Origin of the sequence: Pseudarthrobacter sp. NCCP-2145 (assembly GCF_023708005.1) — a bacterium.
Classification (GTDB): Bacteria; Actinomycetota; Actinomycetes; order Actinomycetales; family Micrococcaceae; genus Arthrobacter; species Arthrobacter oxydans.
On sequence record NZ_BRCG01000014.1, the window covers coordinates 1 to 16,859 of the forward strand.

Genomic DNA, 16,859 nt, shown 5'->3' on the forward strand with positions numbered 1-16,859 from the left:
AATCTTCGGACCCGTCGCCCCCGTCACCACGTTCAGCACCGAAGACGAGGCCATTAAACTGGCCAACGCCAGCGAATACGGCCTCGCGTCCTACCTCTACAGCCGCGACTTCAACCGGCTCCTCCGCGTGGCAGAACAAATCGAATTCGGTATGGTCGGCTTCAACGCCGGCGTCATCTCCAACGCCGCCGCCCCCTTCGGCGGAGTCAAGCAATCAGGGCTCGGCCGCGAAGGCGGCACCGAAGGCATCGCCGAATACACCACCACCCAATACATCGGCATCGCCGACCCCTACGCCGGCTGATACCAGCCGCCCGGCGTGACATCCCGCTAAGCCCGCCTCGCGGGACGCTCCCTGCAGTGAAGAATAAAGAAATGTTCAGCATATTAGCCACCAGCCAGTATAGTGAACGAATGACTTCCACAATCACCCTTGCGATCGCTGTACCGCTCGAAGCAGAGCTGGTGGAACAGATCCGCGCCGTCGATCCGTCAGTTACTGTCCTCTACGAGCCCGAACTCCTGCCGCCCGAGCGTTACCCGGCCGATCACTCCGGCGACCCGGCGTTCAAGCGCACTCCAGCCCAGGAAGAGCGCTACTGGGCCATGCTCAACAGCGCACAGGTGCTGTATGGATTCCCCAACGAAAGCCCCGCCGGCCTGGCCCGCATCGCCCGCGAAAATCCCCGCCTGCAGTGGATCCATGCAATGGCCGCCGGGGCGGGCGGAGCCGCCAAGGCCTCCGGCCTTGACCAGGACATCCTGCAAAAGTTCAAGATCACCACATCGGCCGGCGTCCACGCCCTCCCCCTCGCCGAGTTTGCGGCGCTGGGGATCCTCAACGGCTTCAAACGGAGCGCAGAACTGGCGCAGGACCAGGCTGCCAAAACATGGCCTGAACTCCGGATTCCCACCCGCCTGGTCAACGGCTCCACACTGGTGGTCACGGGCCTAGGTGAGATCGGGCTGGAGACTGCACGGATTGCCACGGCACTGGGAATGAAGGTCAGCGGGACCAAGCGGTCCGTGGAACACATCGACGGCATCGAGGAGGTGGTGGACAACACCGGCCTTCCGGCCCTGCTGGCCACGGCTGATGCGGTGGTGAACACGTTGCCCGGCACCGCCTTCACGGAGAACCTTTTCAACCACGAAACCTTCGCCGCCATGAAGCCCGGGACGGTGTTCATCAACGTGGGACGCGGCACCGTTGTTGACGAAGAAGCCCTGCTGGAAGCCCTCAACAACGGGCAGGTCAGCTACGCCTGCCTGGACGTCTTCGCCGTGGAACCCCTCCCGCAGGACAGCCCTCTCTGGGACCACCCCAGGGTCATGGTCTCCCCGCACACATCGGCCCTCAGCGCAGCCGAGAACCGCCTCATTACCGAGCGCTTCTGCAGCAACCTCCGGACCTTCCTCGACGGCGGCGACCTTCCCCACCTCGTGGATACCGTCCACTTCTACTAAGCCCCGGGGGCACGATCAGGAGACCCATGCGCATCGCAAGAATCAAGACAGCAGAGGGCGCCCGGCACGCGGTGGAACGGAGCGGGACATGGCACCACATTGCCGACCCCTTCGAGGAACCCCTCAGCTACACGGGGCACACCACCCCGGACGCCGACGCCGTGTTCCTTGCCCCGGTCCGGCCTGCGGTGGTGCTCGGCATCGGACACAACAGGACGCTGAACGACCATCCGCTCCCTATCCAGGCATGGCATAAATCCGTGCACACCCTCGCCAATCCCGGCGATCAGGTGGTGGCCGTCCGGGACCGCGGCACGGTCAACGTGGAAGGCGAACTCGCGGTGGTGATCGGGAAACAGGCGAGGGAACTGACGGCGGAGAACGCCCTGGAGCATATCCTCGGGTACACCTGCGTCAACGACGTGACCAACGTGGACCAGGGCCTGGTGGATGAACGGAATTTCCAGGGCAAGGCCGGCGTCAACTACACGCCCCTTGGCCCCTGGATAGAAACCGACCTGCCGGATCCGGACCTTGTGGCAATCGACGTCATCGTCAACGGAGTGGCCCAGGCGAACTCCGGGACATCCAACCTGCCCTCCTCCGTAGTGGAGTGCCTCGTCTACGTCACTTCCTGGCTGACGCTGGAACCCGGAGACGTGCTGATGACCGGGGCTCCCGGCACCGCCGTGGCAGTCCTGCCGGGCGACCAGGTGGACATCGTGATCGAGGGAATCGGAACCCTTAGCAATAGCGTCGCCTGAGCTCCCCTTCAGGAGTACGCCTGGCATAGGGGGCGCGATGTCGCGCGCCCCCTATGATGGATGGTGTTCAGTCAAATGAACACCAGCTCGTCCCGCCGCGGCAACCCGAAGGAGAATCATGGCCGATTCCCGCAACTCAGGTCCTCAACCAGACAACCAGGGCAACGCCTCTCCCGCCCCCGCCGTCACGCGGGCGGCTGCCGTCCTGGATGCGCTGGCTTCCTCCGCCACCGGCCGCCTCACCCTCAGCGACCTCTCGCGGGAAGTAGGCATTCCCAAGTCATCCACGTCGAACCTGCTGCTGGCGCTGGAGGAAGCACGGCTCATCAACCGGCAGGGCAGTGAATTTACCCTTGGCCGCAAACTCGTGGAGCTGGGCGCCGCCTACCTTGGCCGGCTGGATGAAGTGCAGGAGTTCTACCGCTACTGTGAGCAGGCTCCCGTCCTGTCCGGCGAAACGGTTCGCATCGCCATGCTCGACGGCGTGAATGTGATCTACCTCGCCCGCTACGAGGGCCATCCTGCCGTGCGCCTGACATCGAACATCGGCGACAAGATGCCGGTTTCACTCTGTGCGGTGGGCAAAGCGCTGATAGCAAGGCTCCACGACCATGACATCGAGGAGCTTTTCCCTGATGATGCCGAGCTGCCGGTGCTGACGCCGAAGTCGCTGCGCACGGGTGCCGAATTCAAGGCGCAGCTCCAGACCATTCGCGAACAGGGCTACGCCTTTGAGGATGAGGAATCCACCACAGGCGTGGTCTGCCTGGCCGTTGCCGTACCAACCCGGGGAGCCCACGGCCCCAGCCTGGGACTTTCCGTGACGGCCCTCAAGGCCACCTACACGCCCGAGCAGGGTGCCCAGATGGTCAAGGAACTCCAGGAACTCGCCCATTCCCTGGGCAACCCCATGGGTTAGGCGGCGGCACCTCCTTCACAAACGCATTCCCCCTTGTCGTCTGTTCAACTTGCTGTATTGTGTTCAGCATAGTGATCGGCGCAACAGGCGTCTCGCTATCCCACCAGGCCAACGAGGGTCTGGAGTGCGTTTAAGGGAGTTACTGTGACAACTCGTACTAAATCACCGCAGACTGACAGGAACGGCGATGTCGTCGAACCGGAGCAGCTGCGAAGGGCAACGCTTGCCAGCTCTGTGGGATCGGCCCTCGAGTACTACGACTTTTACATTTATGGCCTCGCGTCAGCACTGATCTTTGGTCCACTGTTCTTTTCCCCCCTGGGTGAAAGCGGTGCAGTCATCGCCTCGTTTGCCACGTACGGCGTCGGCTTTGCCGCAAGGCCCTTCGGTGGAGTGGTCTTTGGCTACATCGGAGACCGCTTCGGCCGGAAGATGGTGCTGATCCTCACCATCGGCCTGATGGGAATGGCGAGCTTCGCCATCGGCCTCCTGCCCACCTTTGAACAGGCCGGAATGCTCGGCGCCGTTCTGCTGGTGGCACTCCGCATCCTCCAGGGCCTCGGCGCCGGCGCCGAACAGGCCGGGGCAACCACGCTGATTTCGGAGGTGGCCCCGCGAAGCCGCCGCGGATTCTTCGCCTCCCTGCCCTTCGTGGGCATCCAGCTGGGCACCCTGCTCGGAGCGGGCACGTTCGCCCTGATGGCCCTCGCGGACAGGGATGTCCTGCTGGGCTGGCTGTGGCGGGTACCCTTCCTGGCCAGCGTCATCCTCATTGTCATTGCCGTCTTTATCCGGCTCCGGCTGAAGGAAACTCCGGTCTTCCAGGAGCTTGAGAAGCACAAAGCCGTGGTCAAGAACCCGGTTGGCCAAATTTGGAAGCACTCCAAGAAGAACGTGCTCGTCGGGATCGGCCTGCGCATGGGCGAGAACGGCAACTCGTCGGTTTACTCCGCGCTTCTGGTCTCATTCATCAGCCTTCCGGCCGGCGTCTTTCCGGGCGACAAGTTCATTGGCCCAACAGGCCTGCTGATCGCCGCAGGCTGCGCAGCAGTCATGGTGGTCGTCTTCGGCGCCCTCTCCGACCGGTTCGGCCGGGTTCCCGTGTACCGCTACGGGGCACTTTTCCAGGCCCTCATCGCGCTGCCCGCGTTCTACCTGGTTACGCTGGGCAACGTCACGCTGGTCTGGGCAGTGATGGCGGTGGGCATCGCCCTGGGCGTGCAGTCCATGCTGGGTCCGCAGTGCGCCCTGCTGCCCGAACTCTTCGGCTCGCAGCACCGGTTCACCGGTGTGGCCCTCAGCCGTGAACTCTCGGCAGTCCTCGCCGGCGGTTTCGCACCCATGATCGGCGTTGCCCTGCTCGCAGCAACCAACCACTCCTGGCTGGTTCCCGCGCTGTACTCACTGGTCCTGGCCGCAATCTCCTTTGTCACCACGTTCTTCACTCCCGAACCCAACGGCCGCGACCTGTTGCTCGTGGAGGACGCCAAATAGATGTCCCGGAACCTTGGGGGCGGCCCCTTGCGGGGCCGCCCCCGGGTTCGTTCGCAGCCCAGCACCCCAAGCCCCGCCTGTCCCCCAAAGGTTGAACATGAACAACGCCACCACCTCCGCCGTTCCACCCTCCGGCGCCGAACATACCCGTCCGCGGGCCGGGTTTGTCGGGCTGGGGCTGATGGGCGCACCCATGGCCGCCAACCTGCTGCGGGCGGGATGGTCCGTCACGGGATGGAACCGCTCCCCCGCCGCTGTTGAAGACCTGCTGCGGCTGGGCGGGAGCGGCGCAGCCACGGTGGCAGACCTGAGGGACGAGCCGGTCATCATTTTTATGCTCCCCGATCTTTCCTTCATTGAAGATGCCGCGGCAGGGCTCCTCGACGCATGGCGGTCCTCGCCGCCTGGACCGGGAACGCTCGTTGTGGTCATGAGCAGCGTTTCACCCGTGGGCGTCCAAGACTTCGGCCGCGCGGTTATCGAGGCAAGCGGCGGGAACGCCACGGTGCTGGACGCGCCCGTCAGCGGCGGCACGCACGGCGCACGGCAAGGAACGCTGGCCATCATGGCAGGCGGCCCGGAAGAGGACTTCGCGCGGATCCTGCCGGTACTGCAGGCCATGGGGGCAACAGTCCGGCGGCTCGGCGGCCTCGGGGCGGGCTCCCTGGCCAAAGCATGCAACCAGTTGGTTGTTGGCACCACGACGGCGGCCCTCGCCGAAGCAGCCGAACTTGCGGAACGCTCCGGCCTGGACGTCACAGCCCTCTTCGACGTGCTCTCCGGGGGGCTCGCTGCAAGCCGCGTACTCGAAATCGTGGGCCCCCGCCTGGCAACAAAGGACTACACTCCCACAGGACCGGCCAAGTTCATGCACAAGGACCTGTCCTTTGTTGTGGAGAGCGCACGAAGCGTCGGTGCCGCTGCGCCGATGGCGTCCGCCGGGACTGAACTCTATGCGCAGTTGCTCGCCCAAGGCCTGGGGGACCTCGACCTGGCTGTGGTGCGTCAGACCATTGCGAACCTCAGCACCACAGACGCTTCCCACAGGGAAACCGAAACGGCCAAGGAGGCTGCACAATGACTTCACTTTTCGACCTGACCGGGCGTACGGCCCTTATTACCGGTTCCAGCCGGGGAATCGGCAACGCTCTTGCCCGGGCCTTGGCGGACGCCGGCGCAACGGTGGTGTTGAACGGGATGGATGCGGACCGCCTCAAGGCTGCAGAAACCTCCATGTCCGCCGATTTTCCACCCCGCCGCATCCAAAGCTGCGCCTTCGACGTGACCAAGGACGCAGAAGTGGGCCGTGCGGTGGCGTGGATTGAGGAGAACGTCGGCCCGCTGGAGATCCTGGTCAACAATGCCGGAATCCAGCACCGCGTGGCGATGCTTGACCTGGACGTCGAGGACTGGGAAAGGGTCATCACCACCGACCTCACCAGTGCTTTCCTCGTGGGCCGGGCAGCCGCGCGCTTTATGCTCCCCCGCGGCCGCGGCAAGATCATCAACATCTGCTCCGTCCAGGCCGACCTTGCGCGGCCCACCATCGCCCCCTACATCGCTGCCAAGGGCGGCCTGCGAAACCTCACCCGCGCCATGACGGCGGAATGGGCGGCTTCGGGCCTGCAGATCAATGCCATCGCCCCTGGTTACATCCACACCGAAATGACGCAGAACCTGGTGGACGATGAGCAGTTCAACTCCTGGATCCTGGGGAGAACCCCCGCGCACCGCTGGGGCACCGTCCAGGACCTCGCCGGACCGGCAGTCTGGTTGGCCTCCAGCGGTTCGGATTTTGTCAACGGACAGACCATCTTCATCGATGGCGGAATGACGGTGGTGGTCTGATGCATGGCGCTCCTGATGCTCCTGGAGCCGGCCGGCGCTACCCGTCCGGACTTCCCGCGGCCAGTCCCGCCGTCGTCGCCCATGCTGCAGGCGACCTGCGCATTGAAAGCATTCCGCTCCCGGCACCCCTGCCCCACCAGGCCGTGGTGGAGATTGCCTACGGCGGAATCTGCGGCTCCGACCTGCACTACTGGCTGCACGGTGCCGCCGGGGAATCGGTCCTGAAGGCCCCCATGGTGCTTGGCCACGAGATCGTGGGGACTGTCATCCGCGCGGCAGCGGACGGGTCGGGACCGGCTGAGGGCGCACAGGTCGCCGTGCATCCGGCCACGCCCGGGCCGGGAGAGGGTCCGGACTATGCCAGGTATCCCGAAGACCGGCCCAACCTGTCCCCAGGCTGCACCTATCTTGGGAGTGCCGCACGGTTCCCGCATACGGACGGCGCCTTCAGCAGGTACGTCAACCTGCCGTCGCGGATGCTGCGGGTCCTGCCGCCTGGCCTGGATCTGAGGACAGCGGCGCTGATTGAACCGGCCAGCGTTGCCTGGCACGCCGTGGCCCGCGCCGGTGATATCAGGGGCAAGACCGCCTTGGTGGTGGGGTGCGGTCCCATCGGGGCGCTGGCCGTCGCCGTGCTTAAGCGCGCTGGCGCAGCCCGCCTTGTTGCCACCGATCTGCACCGCAAACCCCTTGAGACAGCCCAGGCACTCGGCGCTGACGACGTGCTGGAAGCAACAGACAGCCAAGCACTGGCAGAAGTCCACGCCGATGTGGTGATCGAGTCCTCCGGCTCCCACCATGGGCTGGCTACGGCCATCAAGGGAACGGTTCGTGGGGGCAAAGTGGTGATGGTGGGTTTGCTGCCGTCCGGACCCCAGCCTGTACTTATTTCGCTGGCCATCACGCGGGAACTCGAACTTCTGGGATCATTCAGGTTCAACGACGAGATCGATGACGTCATTTCCGCACTGGACGACGGGTCACTTTTCGTGGACCCGGTTATCACGCACGTGTTCCCGCTGGAACGCGGGCTCGAGGCCTTTGAGACCGCCAGGAACTCGGCAGAGTCCGGCAAGGTCCTGCTGGACTTCGCTCCGGTCCGCCACTCCTGACGGGGCGAGGAGCTGACGCCGGTTCCAGGCTGTTCCCTCCACGTCAAGGGCCCTGCGCCCAAACACAAGAGGCCCGGACCGGGCGTACAGCACACTGGGAAGCAACCCGCCAGGCCAACCGGCCGGCGTCCTTGCCTACTCGAAGTGGAGTACACCATGGAAACCTACGATGCGCTTCTGGCGTCCGTCTCAGCCGCACCCGGTACCGGCCGGACCATCCTGGACCCCGCCACGGGAGAGCCCGTAGGCGAAGCCCCCGTCCACAGCCTCGAGTACCTCGAGGCGGCAGTCTCCGCCGCACAGGAAGCGCAGCCGGCGTGGGCTGCGCTGGGCCACAGCGGGAGGTCGGCCGCGCTCCTGAAAGCAGCCGACGCCGTCGAACGTTCCGCCGAGGAACTGGCCCAGCTGCTCTCCCGCGAGCAGGGCAAGCCCCTGAACGGCCCCAATGCCCGGTTCGAAGTGGGCGCGTGCGTGGCCTGGCTGCGCGCCACAGCCAACCTCCCGCTTGAGCCTGAAACGATCGTGGACGACGGCCAGACCCGCGCCGAGCTGCACTACAAGCCCATCGGGGTCGTGGCCGCGATCGGCCCGTGGAACTGGCCCATGATGATCGCCATCTGGCAGATTGCCCCCGCCCTGCGCATGGGCAACGCCGTGGTGGTCAAGCCCTCCGGCAACACCCCGCTTTCCGTCCTGGCGCTGGCCACTGTACTGAATGAGGAACTCCCCGAAGGCATCCTCTCCGTGGTCTCCTGCGGCCGGGAAGTAGGTGCCCGGCTCACGGACCACCCCGCCATCGGAAAGATCATGTTCACCGGCTCCACCGCGGCCGGCCGCGCCATCATCAAATCCTCCGCGGACACCATCAAGCGGCTCACCCTGGAACTTGGCGGGAACGACGCCGGGATCGTCCTGCCCGACGCCGACCCCAAGGCCATCGCCGAAGATATTTTCTGGGGCGCCTTCCTGAACACCGGCCAGACCTGCGCGGCCCTCAAGCGCCTCTACGTCCACGATGACATCTACGACGCCGTCTGCGAAGAACTCACCGCCGTCGCCGCCGCGATGCCCATGGGCAACGGCCTCGACGAGGACAACGTCCTGGGGCCCCTGCAGAACAAGGCACAGTACGACGTCGTTGCAGGCCTCGTGGAGGCAGCGAAGGCTTCCGGCGCACGCGTCCTGCTGGGCGGAAACCCGGAGCCGGACCAGCCCGGCTACTTCTACCCCACCACCCTGGTCGCGGACATCGACAACGACAACCCTCTCGTGGCCGAGGAACAGTTCGGCCCCGCCCTGCCCATCATCCGCTACAGCACCATCGATGAAGCCGTGGAAAAGGCCAACGGACTCGACGTCGGACTCGGCGCCTCCGTCTGGTCTTCGGATGTTTCAGCAGCCCGCGGGGTCGCAAGCCGGATCCAGGCCGGCACCGTCTGGATCAACAGGCACGGCGCCGTAGACCCGCGCATCCCCTTCGGCGGCGCCAAACAATCCGGCTACGGACTGGAATTCGGCGTCGAGGGCCTCAAAGCCCTCGGTGTACCGCAGGTCATCAACGGCTGAAACCTGACAACGCAAGAGGGGCACTGCACGCCGACGCGCGCGCAGTGCCCCTCTTGCGTTTGCCCGCAATGGCGGGGATCAGCCAGCCTAAAGGCCCGTTCCGGGTCCAGTTTGGTTACGCGAGGGAAAGGAAGAGCTTCTCCAGCTCTTTCCGGTCCATGGTGCTGTCCTCGCGGACAATGCACTGCTCGAGGCCGCTGGCGATGATCGCGAAGCCAGCCCTGTCCAGCGCCTTGGATACGGCGGCGAGCTGCGTGACGATGTCTTTGCAGTCCCTGCCCTCCTCCAGCATCCGCGTCACAGCGGCGAGCTGGCCCTGGGCGCGCTTGAGGCGGTTGACCACTGGGGCCAGTTCAGTCGAGTCGAGTTCCATGAGGTCTCCGTAAGTGGGGTTCTTGAGTCCAACTATATACCCCTCGGGGTGTTTTGACTACCCCCGGGGGTATCTGTAATACTCGGTGGGGTATTCACCTTCCCCCAACGAGAGGCCAGCAATGACTTCCCCTTCCACCGCACCGGCCGTTACCGCCCTTGCTCCCGAGACCCTGCGCAGCTGGATCGAACAGCACCAGGACCTCGTCGTCATCGACGTGCGCTCCGCCGCAGAATTCGAGTCCATGCACATCCGCGGCTCCTACAACGTGCCCCTGCCGCTGCTGTCCGAGCACACTGACGAGCTCGCCGCCCGCCTGGGCTCCCGCGTGGTCCTGGTCTGCCAGTCCGGAGCCCGCGCCGAGCAGGCACGCCAGCGGCTGGGCAAGTCCGGGATCGACGGCGCCTACGTCCTGACCGGCGGGGCACCGGGCTTCGCCGCCGCCGGCGGGGACGTCGTCAAGGGCAAGAACCGCTGGGACCTGGAGCGCCAGGTCCGCCTCGTGGCCGGATCCCTGGTGGTCCTGGGCCTGGCCGGCGGCAAGTTCGTCTCCCCGAAGATCCGGACGCTTGCCGGGGTGATCGGCACCGGACTGACCTTCTCCGCAGCCACCAACACCTGCGCCATGGGCCAGGCCATCTCGGCCATGCCGTGGAACAAGGCTGCCAAGGAGCCCACCCGCGAAAGCGCCATCCTGACCCTTCCCATCGCTGACGCCCCGGCCCTTGACACCCTGGAGGAGGCCAAAGCCTCATGACCGCCACCCTCATCGTGGTCCTTGCCCTGTCGGTAGTCATCGGACTCTCGCTCGGTGTCCTGGGCGGCGGCGGATCGATCCTGACAGTCCCGATCCTGGTCTACGTGGCCGGATTCGAGGCCAAGGAAGCCATCGCAGCCTCCCTGTTCGTCGTCGGCGTCACCTCCGCGGTGAGCGTGTTCAGCCACGCCCGCGGCGGCAGGGTGATGTGGCGGACCGGCCTGATCTTCGGCGCGGCCGGCATGGCGGGCGCGTTCGTCGGCGGCCTCCTGGGCGGGCATATCCCCGGCCAGATCCTGCTCATCGCCTTCGCGGTGATGATGGTGGCCACCTCGGTGGCCATGCTTCGCGGCCGGAAGAAAAAGTCCGACGGCGGCGCACCGCCGGTCAAGCACGAACTTCCCCTTGGGAGGGTGCTGCTTGACGGCGCCGTGGTCGGGCTCGTGACCGGCCTGGTGGGCGCGGGTGGCGGATTCCTGGTGGTCCCGGCCCTTGCACTCCTGGGCGGCCTGCCGATGTCCGTTGCCGTGGGCACCTCCCTGGTGGTCATCGCCATGAAGTCCTTCGCCGGGCTCGCCGGATACCTCACCACCGTCCAGCTCGACTGGGGCATCACCCTCGGCGTTACCGCAGCTGCCATCGTTGGCACTCTTGCCGGGTCCAAACTGGCCGGCCGCATCCCGGAAGCCGCCTTGCGCAAGGCGTTCGGCTGGTTCGTCCTGGCCATGGGGTCCTTCGTCCTCATCCAGCAGGCCCCCGCCGACCTCCGCTGGTTCATCGCCGCCGGAGTCGCAGCCCTTACCGCAGCCACCGCCGGCATCTGCTGGTTCTTCATCAGCTCCTGCCCCCTGCGCAACCGCACCGGCCGGCGCAGCAACGTCCCCTCACCCGCCTGACCCCGCCACCAGCAGCCAAGGAGAACACCATGGGTTTCATCAGCTCCCTGAAAAATGCCTTCAGCAAGCCCTATAAAACGGTTTCAGTCGCGGAGGCGAAGGACCTCCTGGCCTCAGGTGCGGCGCTGATCGATGTCCGTTCCGCCGAGGAATGGCGTTCCGGACGGGCGCCCCAGGCGAGGCACATTCCGTTGGACCGGCTGCAATCCGGCTTCGCCGGAACCAACACAACCGGAATCAATAAGAACAAGCCCGTGATCGCCGTCTGCGCGTCCGGGGTCCGCTCCGCTTCAGCGGCACGGCTCCTGGCCTCCCAGGGGTACCAGGCGTACTCCCTGCGCGGCGGCATGGGCGCCTGGCGCGCCGCCGGCGAGCCCGTCCGCTAACACCAGCCCACCATCTTTCGAAGGAGAAACACCATGGCTGAAATCACCATCACCGAAGCCGACCAGCGGCGCACTACCGCCCGCATCCTCGATGTCCGCGAGGACTTCGAGGTCGAGGAAGGCATGATCCCGGGCGCCCTGCACATCCCCATGGGCCAGCTGCAGGCACGCCTGTCCGAACTGGACCCCACCGTCCCCGTCATTGCGGTCTGCCGCAGCGGCAACCGTTCAGCCCGCGTGGCCGACGCCCTCAACGGGGCCGGCTTCACCGCGGACACCATGGCCGGCGGAATGATCGCCTGGACCCGCGCCGGCCTCCCCACCGCCTGAGCCCGCAGTTCCTCCACCCTTCACCCCAAACCACGCCCGAAAGGACACGAAAGACGATGGCAACCATCGACGTCACCGAACAGAGCTTCGCCAAGACCCTGGAGAACAGCGAGATCGTCTTCGTTGACTTCTGGGCAGCCTGGTGCGGCCCGTGCCGCATGTTCGCCCCCACCTATGGGAAGGCCGCCGAACGGCACCCGGACATCACCTTCGCCAAGGTGGACACCGAAGCCGAACAGGCCCTCGCCGCCGCCGCGAACATCACCGCCATCCCCACCCTCATGGCCTTCAAGGACAAAACGCTGGTCTTCTCCCAGCCCGGAGCCCTCAACGCCACAGGCCTGGAAGAAGTCATCCAGGACGTAAAGAAGCTGGACATGGACAAGCTCCGGGCTGATGCAGCCCGGCAGCCCGCCTGACCCAGGCACGGATTGCCCGGCGCATACCCCTCGTTGCGGCATACCCCCCGGGGTATTATACTAAAATTAAAGACCTCCCCGAAACACCTACTCCACGAAGGAGAGCACCAGATGCTTATCGAGCGTATTTACGATGAAGACCTCGCCCAGGCCAGCTACCTGATTGGCTGCCAGGCCAAGGGTGAAGCCATAGTGGTGGACGGCCGCCGCGACATCGCCGTGTACCAGGAGCTTGCCGCGAAGAACGGCATGAAGATCGTGGCCGTCACCGAAACCCACATCCACGCCGACTACCTTTCCGGCACCCGCGAACTGGCCGCTGCCACCGGCGCGAAGATCTACGTCTCCGGCGAGGGCGGACCGGACTGGCAGTACGAATTCGACGGCGAACGCCTCTACGACGGCGACGCCATCACCCTGGGCAACATCACCATCAAAGCCCTCCACACCCCGGGCCACACCCCCGAGCACCTGTCCTTCCTGGTGACCGACGGCGCGTTCAGCGACCAGCCCGGCTACCTGCTCTCGGGCGACTTCGTCTTCTCCGGCGACCTGGGCCGGCCGGACCTGCTAGACGAGGCAGCCGGCGGCATCGACACCCGCTTCGAAGGGGCCAAGCAGCTCTTCACCAGCCTGCGGGACAAGTTCCTCATCCTTCCCGACTACGTCCAGGTCCACCCCGCCCACGGTGCCGGCAGCGCCTGCGGCAAAGCCCTCGGCGCCATCCCCTCCTCAACCGTGGGCTACGAGCGCCTCTACGCCTGGTGGGGCCCCTACCTCGCCGCCAACGACGAGCACGGTTTCATCAACGAACTCCTCGACGGCCAGCCCGACGCCCACGCCTACTTCGGCCGGATGAAGCGCGAGAACCGTGAAGGCCCGGCCATCATGGGCGAACGCACCCCGCTGCCCGAGCTCGCACCCGGCATCGTCGCTGCCGGCCTGGCGGAGGACACCCTGACCTTCATCGACACCCGCTCCAACAGCGAGGTCCACGAAGGCACGGTAGCCCGCTCCCTGAACGTGCCGGCAGGCAAATCCGTAGCCAGCTACGGCGCCTGGGTAGTCAGCCCCGAGACGGACAAGAACCCGCTGGTACTGCTGGCACCGGACCAGGAAGCCGCCATGGACATGTGGGACCACCTGGTCCGCGTCGGCATCGACAACGTGGCCGGCTACCTCACCAGCATCGACGGGCTCCCCATGGCAACCCCTAAGCTCATCCAGCCGGAGGAACTCGACGGCTTTGACGCCGCCATGGTCCTGGACGTCCGCAACAAAACCGAGCACACCGCCGGGCACATCCCCGGCTCCCACCAGCTCAGCGGCGGCCGCGTTATGTGGCACCTGGACGAACTCCCCGCCAACGGCACCATCGTCACCTACTGCCAGTCCGGCGTCCGGAACTCCGTAGCAGCCAGCGCCCTGCGCCGGGCCGGGTACGACGTCGTCGAGCTGGACGGCAGCTACGCCGGCTGGAACGCCTGGCAGCAGACGCGACAGAACGCCGTCTCAGCTAAGTAACCCCCCAGACCGCCCGGGCTGGTCCCCCCTCCGGCCCGGGCAGTCCGGGTGCGCGCCCCCGCGCGCACCCGGGCAACCTTATATCCCCCCGAATTCTGTCCCCACGACGAACGGAGCACTCCGTATGCACGGCAGCACACTCCCGCGCCGTGGCCGGGGACCAGCCGGTACCGTGCTGGGGCTTCGGCAAAACCTGGCCCAGTTCATGCTCCTGGTGGCAGTCAACGCCCTGGTGGGCGGCACGCTGGGCCAGGAGCGCACCGTGCTGCCGCTGCTTGCGGACCAGGTCTTTGGCCTGGGCCAGTACACGGCCGCCCTGACGTACATCGTTGCGTTCGGTGTGGCCAAAGCCGCCACCAACTACTTCGCCGGAACACTCTCGGACCGCTACGGCCGGAAACCGGTGCTTGTGGCGGGCTGGCTCGTCGCCCTCCCGGTCCCGTTCCTGCTGATCTTCGGTGATTCCTGGGGCCTGATCGTCGCTGCCAACGTGGTGCTGGGCATCAGTCAGGGCCTCACCTGGTCCACCACCGTGATGATGAAGATGGACCTCGTGGGCCCCGAACGCCGGGGACTGGCCATGGGACTGAACGAAGCCGCCGGCTACCTCGGCGTTGCCGGCACGGCACTGGCCACCGGCTACATCGCCTCAAGCTTCGGCCTGCGCCCGTGGCCGTTCCTGCTCGGCGCAGCCTTCATCGCCATCGGCCTGGGGCTGTCCGTGCTGACCGTGCGCGAGACACACCACCACGCCAAGGCCGAGGCCGCTGGCCATGTCTCCGTCCATGCGGGAGCAGGGGCCGGCCTGCGCACCCGGGAGGTCTTTACACTCACCAGCTTCCGGGACAGGTCCTTGTCCTCCATCAGCCAGGCCGGCCTGGTGAACAACCTCAACGACGGCCTGGCCTGGGGACTGTTTCCTGTCCTCTTCGCCGCGGCGGGGCTGGGCATTGAACGCATCGGCATCCTTGCCGCGGCCTACCCGGCCGTGTGGGGTGCGGGGCAAATGGTCACGGGCCCCCTCTCGGACCGCATCGGCCGCAAACCGCTCATCGCCGGAGGCATGCTGGTCCAGGCCGCGGCACTGGCCATGGTCGCCGTCGGACAGGATTCCGGAACCTGGCTCGCCGCGCTGGTCCTGCTCGGCGCCGGCACGGCCATGGTTTATCCCACGCTCCTCGCGGCGATCGGCGACGTAGCCCATCCGCTCTGGCGGGCACGTTCCGTGGGGATCTACCGGCTATGGCGGGACGGCGGCTTCGCTGTGGGGGCCCTGCTTTCCGGGGTACTGGCTGACGCTTACGGCATCCCGGCGGCTGTGCTTGCGGTTGCTGCCATCACCGCAGCATCCGGCCTCCTGGTGGCCGTTCGGATGCGCCGGACCGACCACCACCGGCGCCACTGAGTTCAGTGCAGTTCATCCGCAGGCGCCGTCACAGCGCGGCAAGGATTCCGGCGATGTCGTCCATCACGCCGGGCACCAGCGAGTAGTAAGCCCAGGTGCCGCGCTTTTCCCGGTGCAAAATGCCGGCCTCCACCAGGATCTTCAGGTGGTGGGAAACGGTGGGCTGCCCAAGGTCCAGCGGCTCCGTCAGATCGCAGACGCAGGACTCCCCCGAGTCCTCCGCCTTGACGATGGACAGCAGGCGCAGGCGGTTGGGATCGGCCAGGGCTTTGAAGACCAGGGCTTTGCGCTGGGCCTCTTCGATGCCCAGCACCGGCTTGTCCGAGGGAACGCAGCAGGAAGCGTCGACGGCGGTACCAGCAGTATGGAGGAGGTTCATGACACCCATTATGCACATAGATTGACATTCATCGATATAGATGGCAATACTTCCTATATCGACTTTCATCAATCTATTACAGAGCAGCGCAGGAGACCCGTGAGCACCCGGACCGAGACACCGCCCACCCGAGGGGACGAGGCCGTCGTCGGCAAACTCTCCACCCTTGACCGCTTCCTCCCTGTATGGATCATTGCCGCAATGGCCTTGGGCCTCCTGCTCGGAAACCTGGTCCCCGGCCTCAACACAGCCCTGGAAGCCGTCAAGGTGGGCGAAGTGTCACTGCCCATCGCCGTCGGCCTGCTGGTCATGATGTACCCGGTCCTGGCGAAGGTCCGCTACGACCAGACCCGCCGCGTGATCGGCGACAGGAAGCTCATGATCTCGTCCCTGGTGATCAACTGGCTGTTGGCCCCGGCGTTTATGTTCGTCTTGGCCTGGCTCTTCCTCGCGGACCTCCCCGAGTACCGGACCGGCCTGATCATCGTGGGCCTTGCCCGCTGCATCGCCATGGTGATGATCTGGAACGACCTCGCCTGCGGGGACAGGGAATCCGCCGCGGTCCTGGTGGCCATCAACTCCGTTTTCCAGGTGGTGGCCTTCGGTGCACTGGGCTGGTTCTACCTGCAGCTCCTGCCGTCCTGGCTTGGCCTGCCCACCACCAGCGCGGACTTCTCCTTCTGGGCCATCACCCTCTCGGCGCTGATCTTCCTGGGCATCCCGCTGCTCGCCGGGTTCCTCACTCGCACCCTCGGCGAAAAAGCCAAGGGCCGCGACTGGTACGAGGGCACGTTCCTTCCCAGGCTCGGCCCGTGGGCGCTTTACGGACTGCTGTTCACCATCACCCTCCTCTTCGCCCTGCAGGGCGAAACCATCGCGGCCCGCCCGCTGGACGTCGCCCGGATCGCACTTCCGCTGCTGGTCTACTTCGTGGTGGTGTTCGGCGCCGGCATGGTGATCGGCAAATGGCTGGACCTCGGCTACGCCAAAACCACCACGCTCGCCTTCACTGCCGCGGGCAACAACTTCGAGCTGGCCATCGCTGTGGCGATTGGCACCTTCGGCGTGACGTCCGGGCAAGCCCTGGCCGGCGTCGTCGGCCCCTTGATTGAAGTGCCGACGCTTGTTGCACTTGTATACGCCGCACTGTGGGCGCGAAAGCGTTTCTTCACCCCCGCCACCGCTTCCTTCTGACCACCGCCACACCCCGGGAGAACACC

Annotated in this window: 19 protein-coding genes; 17 read left to right on the forward strand and 2 right to left on the reverse strand. The window is 65.9% G+C overall.

Annotation, left to right across the window (positions count from 1 at the left end; translation table 11 throughout):
- From NFU08_RS13015 to NFU08_RS13055, 9 genes are all read left to right on the forward strand, one after another.
- Window positions 1–304: aldehyde dehydrogenase family protein (locus NFU08_RS13015; protein WP_251423913.1), on the forward strand; the 304-nt coding region annotated here is incomplete at its 5' end.
- A gap of 110 nt (window positions 305–414) precedes the next feature.
- Window positions 415–1,467, forward strand: a complete 1,053-nt coding sequence (locus NFU08_RS13020) for a D-2-hydroxyacid dehydrogenase (protein ID WP_251423915.1) — start codon at window positions 415–417, stop codon at window positions 1,465–1,467.
- A gap of 26 nt (window positions 1,468–1,493) precedes the next feature.
- Window positions 1,494–2,231 (forward strand): fumarylacetoacetate hydrolase family protein, encoded by a 738-nt coding sequence (locus tag NFU08_RS13025; RefSeq protein ID WP_251423918.1) that lies wholly within the window; start codon window positions 1,494–1,496, stop codon window positions 2,229–2,231.
- Window positions 2,232–2,349: 118 nt separating this feature from the next.
- On the forward strand, window positions 2,350–3,150 hold the full coding sequence (locus tag NFU08_RS13030; protein WP_174176247.1) for an IclR family transcriptional regulator: 801 nt from the start codon (window positions 2,350–2,352) through the stop codon (window positions 3,148–3,150).
- Window positions 3,151–3,294: 144 nt separating this feature from the next.
- Window positions 3,295–4,644, forward strand: coding sequence for an MFS transporter (locus NFU08_RS13035; protein ID WP_251423921.1), 1,350 nt, complete (start codon window positions 3,295–3,297; stop codon window positions 4,642–4,644).
- 97 nt (window positions 4,645–4,741) lie between these two features.
- On the forward strand, window positions 4,742–5,725 hold the full coding sequence (locus tag NFU08_RS13040) for an NAD(P)-dependent oxidoreductase (RefSeq protein WP_251423924.1): 984 nt from the start codon (window positions 4,742–4,744) through the stop codon (window positions 5,723–5,725).
- Window positions 5,722–6,492, forward strand: coding sequence for an SDR family oxidoreductase (locus tag NFU08_RS13045; RefSeq protein ID WP_251423927.1), 771 nt, complete (start codon window positions 5,722–5,724; stop codon window positions 6,490–6,492). The genes NFU08_RS13040 and NFU08_RS13045 overlap by 4 nt, the downstream gene beginning before the upstream one ends.
- Window positions 6,492–7,604 carry an L-idonate 5-dehydrogenase gene (locus NFU08_RS13050; protein ID WP_251423930.1) on the forward strand — a complete coding sequence of 371 codons (1,113 nt, stop codon included), beginning with the start codon at window positions 6,492–6,494 and terminating at the stop codon, window positions 7,602–7,604. Before NFU08_RS13045 ends, NFU08_RS13050 begins: the two co-directional genes overlap by 1 nt.
- Before the next feature lie 156 nt (window positions 7,605–7,760).
- Entirely contained in the window at window positions 7,761–9,170 is a 1,410-nt protein-coding gene (locus NFU08_RS13055; RefSeq protein WP_251423933.1) for an aldehyde dehydrogenase family protein, read from the forward strand.
- 115 nt (window positions 9,171–9,285) lie between these two features.
- Here the strand turns inward: NFU08_RS13055 and NFU08_RS13060 are convergent, their stop codons facing one another.
- The gene (locus NFU08_RS13060; protein ID WP_066279770.1) at window positions 9,286–9,543 is read right to left on the reverse strand and encodes a metal-sensitive transcriptional regulator; all 258 of its coding nucleotides are present in this window, start codon (window positions 9,541–9,543) and stop codon (window positions 9,286–9,288) included.
- 121 nt (window positions 9,544–9,664) lie between these two features.
- On the opposite strand from NFU08_RS13060, the gene NFU08_RS13065 reads away from it, so the two are divergent.
- From NFU08_RS13065 to NFU08_RS13095, 7 genes are all read left to right on the forward strand, one after another.
- A complete protein-coding gene (locus NFU08_RS13065) occupies window positions 9,665–10,300 on the forward strand; it encodes a rhodanese-like domain-containing protein (RefSeq protein ID WP_174176235.1) in 636 nt (211 codons plus the stop codon).
- Complete coding sequence (locus NFU08_RS13070) at window positions 10,297–11,196, forward strand: sulfite exporter TauE/SafE family protein (protein WP_251423936.1); 900 nt, start codon at window positions 10,297–10,299, stop codon at window positions 11,194–11,196. Before NFU08_RS13065 ends, NFU08_RS13070 begins: the two co-directional genes overlap by 4 nt.
- A 29-nt stretch (window positions 11,197–11,225) precedes the next feature.
- Entirely contained in the window at window positions 11,226–11,582 is a 357-nt protein-coding gene (locus tag NFU08_RS13075; RefSeq protein ID WP_251423938.1) for a rhodanese-like domain-containing protein, read from the forward strand.
- A gap of 33 nt (window positions 11,583–11,615) precedes the next feature.
- The gene (locus tag NFU08_RS13080; protein ID WP_251423941.1) at window positions 11,616–11,912 is read left to right on the forward strand and encodes a rhodanese-like domain-containing protein; all 297 of its coding nucleotides are present in this window, start codon (window positions 11,616–11,618) and stop codon (window positions 11,910–11,912) included.
- A gap of 56 nt (window positions 11,913–11,968) precedes the next feature.
- The gene (gene trxA / locus NFU08_RS13085; RefSeq protein ID WP_251423943.1) at window positions 11,969–12,331 is read left to right on the forward strand and encodes a thioredoxin; all 363 of its coding nucleotides are present in this window, start codon (window positions 11,969–11,971) and stop codon (window positions 12,329–12,331) included.
- 111 nt (window positions 12,332–12,442) lie between these two features.
- Window positions 12,443–13,855 carry a rhodanese-like domain-containing protein gene (locus NFU08_RS13090; RefSeq protein ID WP_251423946.1) on the forward strand — a complete coding sequence of 471 codons (1,413 nt, stop codon included), beginning with the start codon at window positions 12,443–12,445 and terminating at the stop codon, window positions 13,853–13,855.
- A 124-nt stretch (window positions 13,856–13,979) separates the two neighbouring features.
- A complete protein-coding gene (locus tag NFU08_RS13095) occupies window positions 13,980–15,260 on the forward strand; it encodes an MFS transporter (protein ID WP_251423949.1) in 1,281 nt (426 codons plus the stop codon).
- Between the two features lie 28 nt (window positions 15,261–15,288).
- Here NFU08_RS13095 and NFU08_RS13100 read toward each other — a convergent pair whose 3' ends face one another.
- Window positions 15,289–15,639, reverse strand: coding sequence for a helix-turn-helix transcriptional regulator (locus NFU08_RS13100; RefSeq protein ID WP_251423952.1), 351 nt, complete (start codon window positions 15,637–15,639; stop codon window positions 15,289–15,291).
- A 99-nt stretch (window positions 15,640–15,738) separates the two neighbouring features.
- On the opposite strand from NFU08_RS13100, the gene arsB reads away from it, so the two are divergent.
- Window positions 15,739–16,833: an ACR3 family arsenite efflux transporter gene (arsB, locus tag NFU08_RS13105; protein WP_285835596.1), complete on the forward strand. Its 1,095-nt coding sequence runs from the start codon at window positions 15,739–15,741 to the stop codon at window positions 16,831–16,833.
- The last annotated feature ends 26 nt before the right edge of the window (window positions 16,834–16,859 follow it).

Bases quoted from the DNA above. Each gene is read 5' to 3' on its own strand.
- NFU08_RS13025 (WP_251423918.1), top strand. From the start codon at position 1,494: ATGCGCATCGCAAGAATCAAGACAGCAGAGGGCGCCCGGCACGCGGTG.
- NFU08_RS13030 (WP_174176247.1), top strand. From the start codon at position 2,350: ATGGCCGATTCCCGCAACTCAGGTCCTCAACCAGACAACCAGGGCAAC.
- NFU08_RS13065 (WP_174176235.1), top strand. From the start codon at position 9,665: ATGACTTCCCCTTCCACCGCACCGGCCGTTACCGCCCTTGCTCCCGAG.
- NFU08_RS13090 (WP_251423946.1), top strand. From the start codon at position 12,443: ATGCTTATCGAGCGTATTTACGATGAAGACCTCGCCCAGGCCAGCTAC.
- NFU08_RS13060 (WP_066279770.1), bottom strand. From the start codon at position 9,543: ATGGAACTCGACTCGACTGAACTGGCCCCAGTGGTCAACCGCCTCAAG.
- NFU08_RS13075 (WP_251423938.1), top strand. From the start codon at position 11,226: ATGGGTTTCATCAGCTCCCTGAAAAATGCCTTCAGCAAGCCCTATAAA.
- NFU08_RS13070 (WP_251423936.1), top strand. From the start codon at position 10,297: ATGACCGCCACCCTCATCGTGGTCCTTGCCCTGTCGGTAGTCATCGGA.
- trxA (WP_251423943.1), top strand. From the start codon at position 11,969: ATGGCAACCATCGACGTCACCGAACAGAGCTTCGCCAAGACCCTGGAG.
- NFU08_RS13100 (WP_251423952.1), bottom strand. From the start codon at position 15,639: ATGAACCTCCTCCATACTGCTGGTACCGCCGTCGACGCTTCCTGCTGC.
- NFU08_RS13050 (WP_251423930.1), top strand. From the start codon at position 6,492: ATGCATGGCGCTCCTGATGCTCCTGGAGCCGGCCGGCGCTACCCGTCC.
- NFU08_RS13055 (WP_251423933.1), top strand. From the start codon at position 7,761: ATGGAAACCTACGATGCGCTTCTGGCGTCCGTCTCAGCCGCACCCGGT.
- NFU08_RS13040 (WP_251423924.1), top strand. From the start codon at position 4,742: ATGAACAACGCCACCACCTCCGCCGTTCCACCCTCCGGCGCCGAACAT.
- NFU08_RS13045 (WP_251423927.1), top strand. From the start codon at position 5,722: ATGACTTCACTTTTCGACCTGACCGGGCGTACGGCCCTTATTACCGGT.
- NFU08_RS13080 (WP_251423941.1), top strand. From the start codon at position 11,616: ATGGCTGAAATCACCATCACCGAAGCCGACCAGCGGCGCACTACCGCC.
- NFU08_RS13095 (WP_251423949.1), top strand. From the start codon at position 13,980: ATGCACGGCAGCACACTCCCGCGCCGTGGCCGGGGACCAGCCGGTACC.
- NFU08_RS13020 (WP_251423915.1), top strand. From the start codon at position 415: ATGACTTCCACAATCACCCTTGCGATCGCTGTACCGCTCGAAGCAGAG.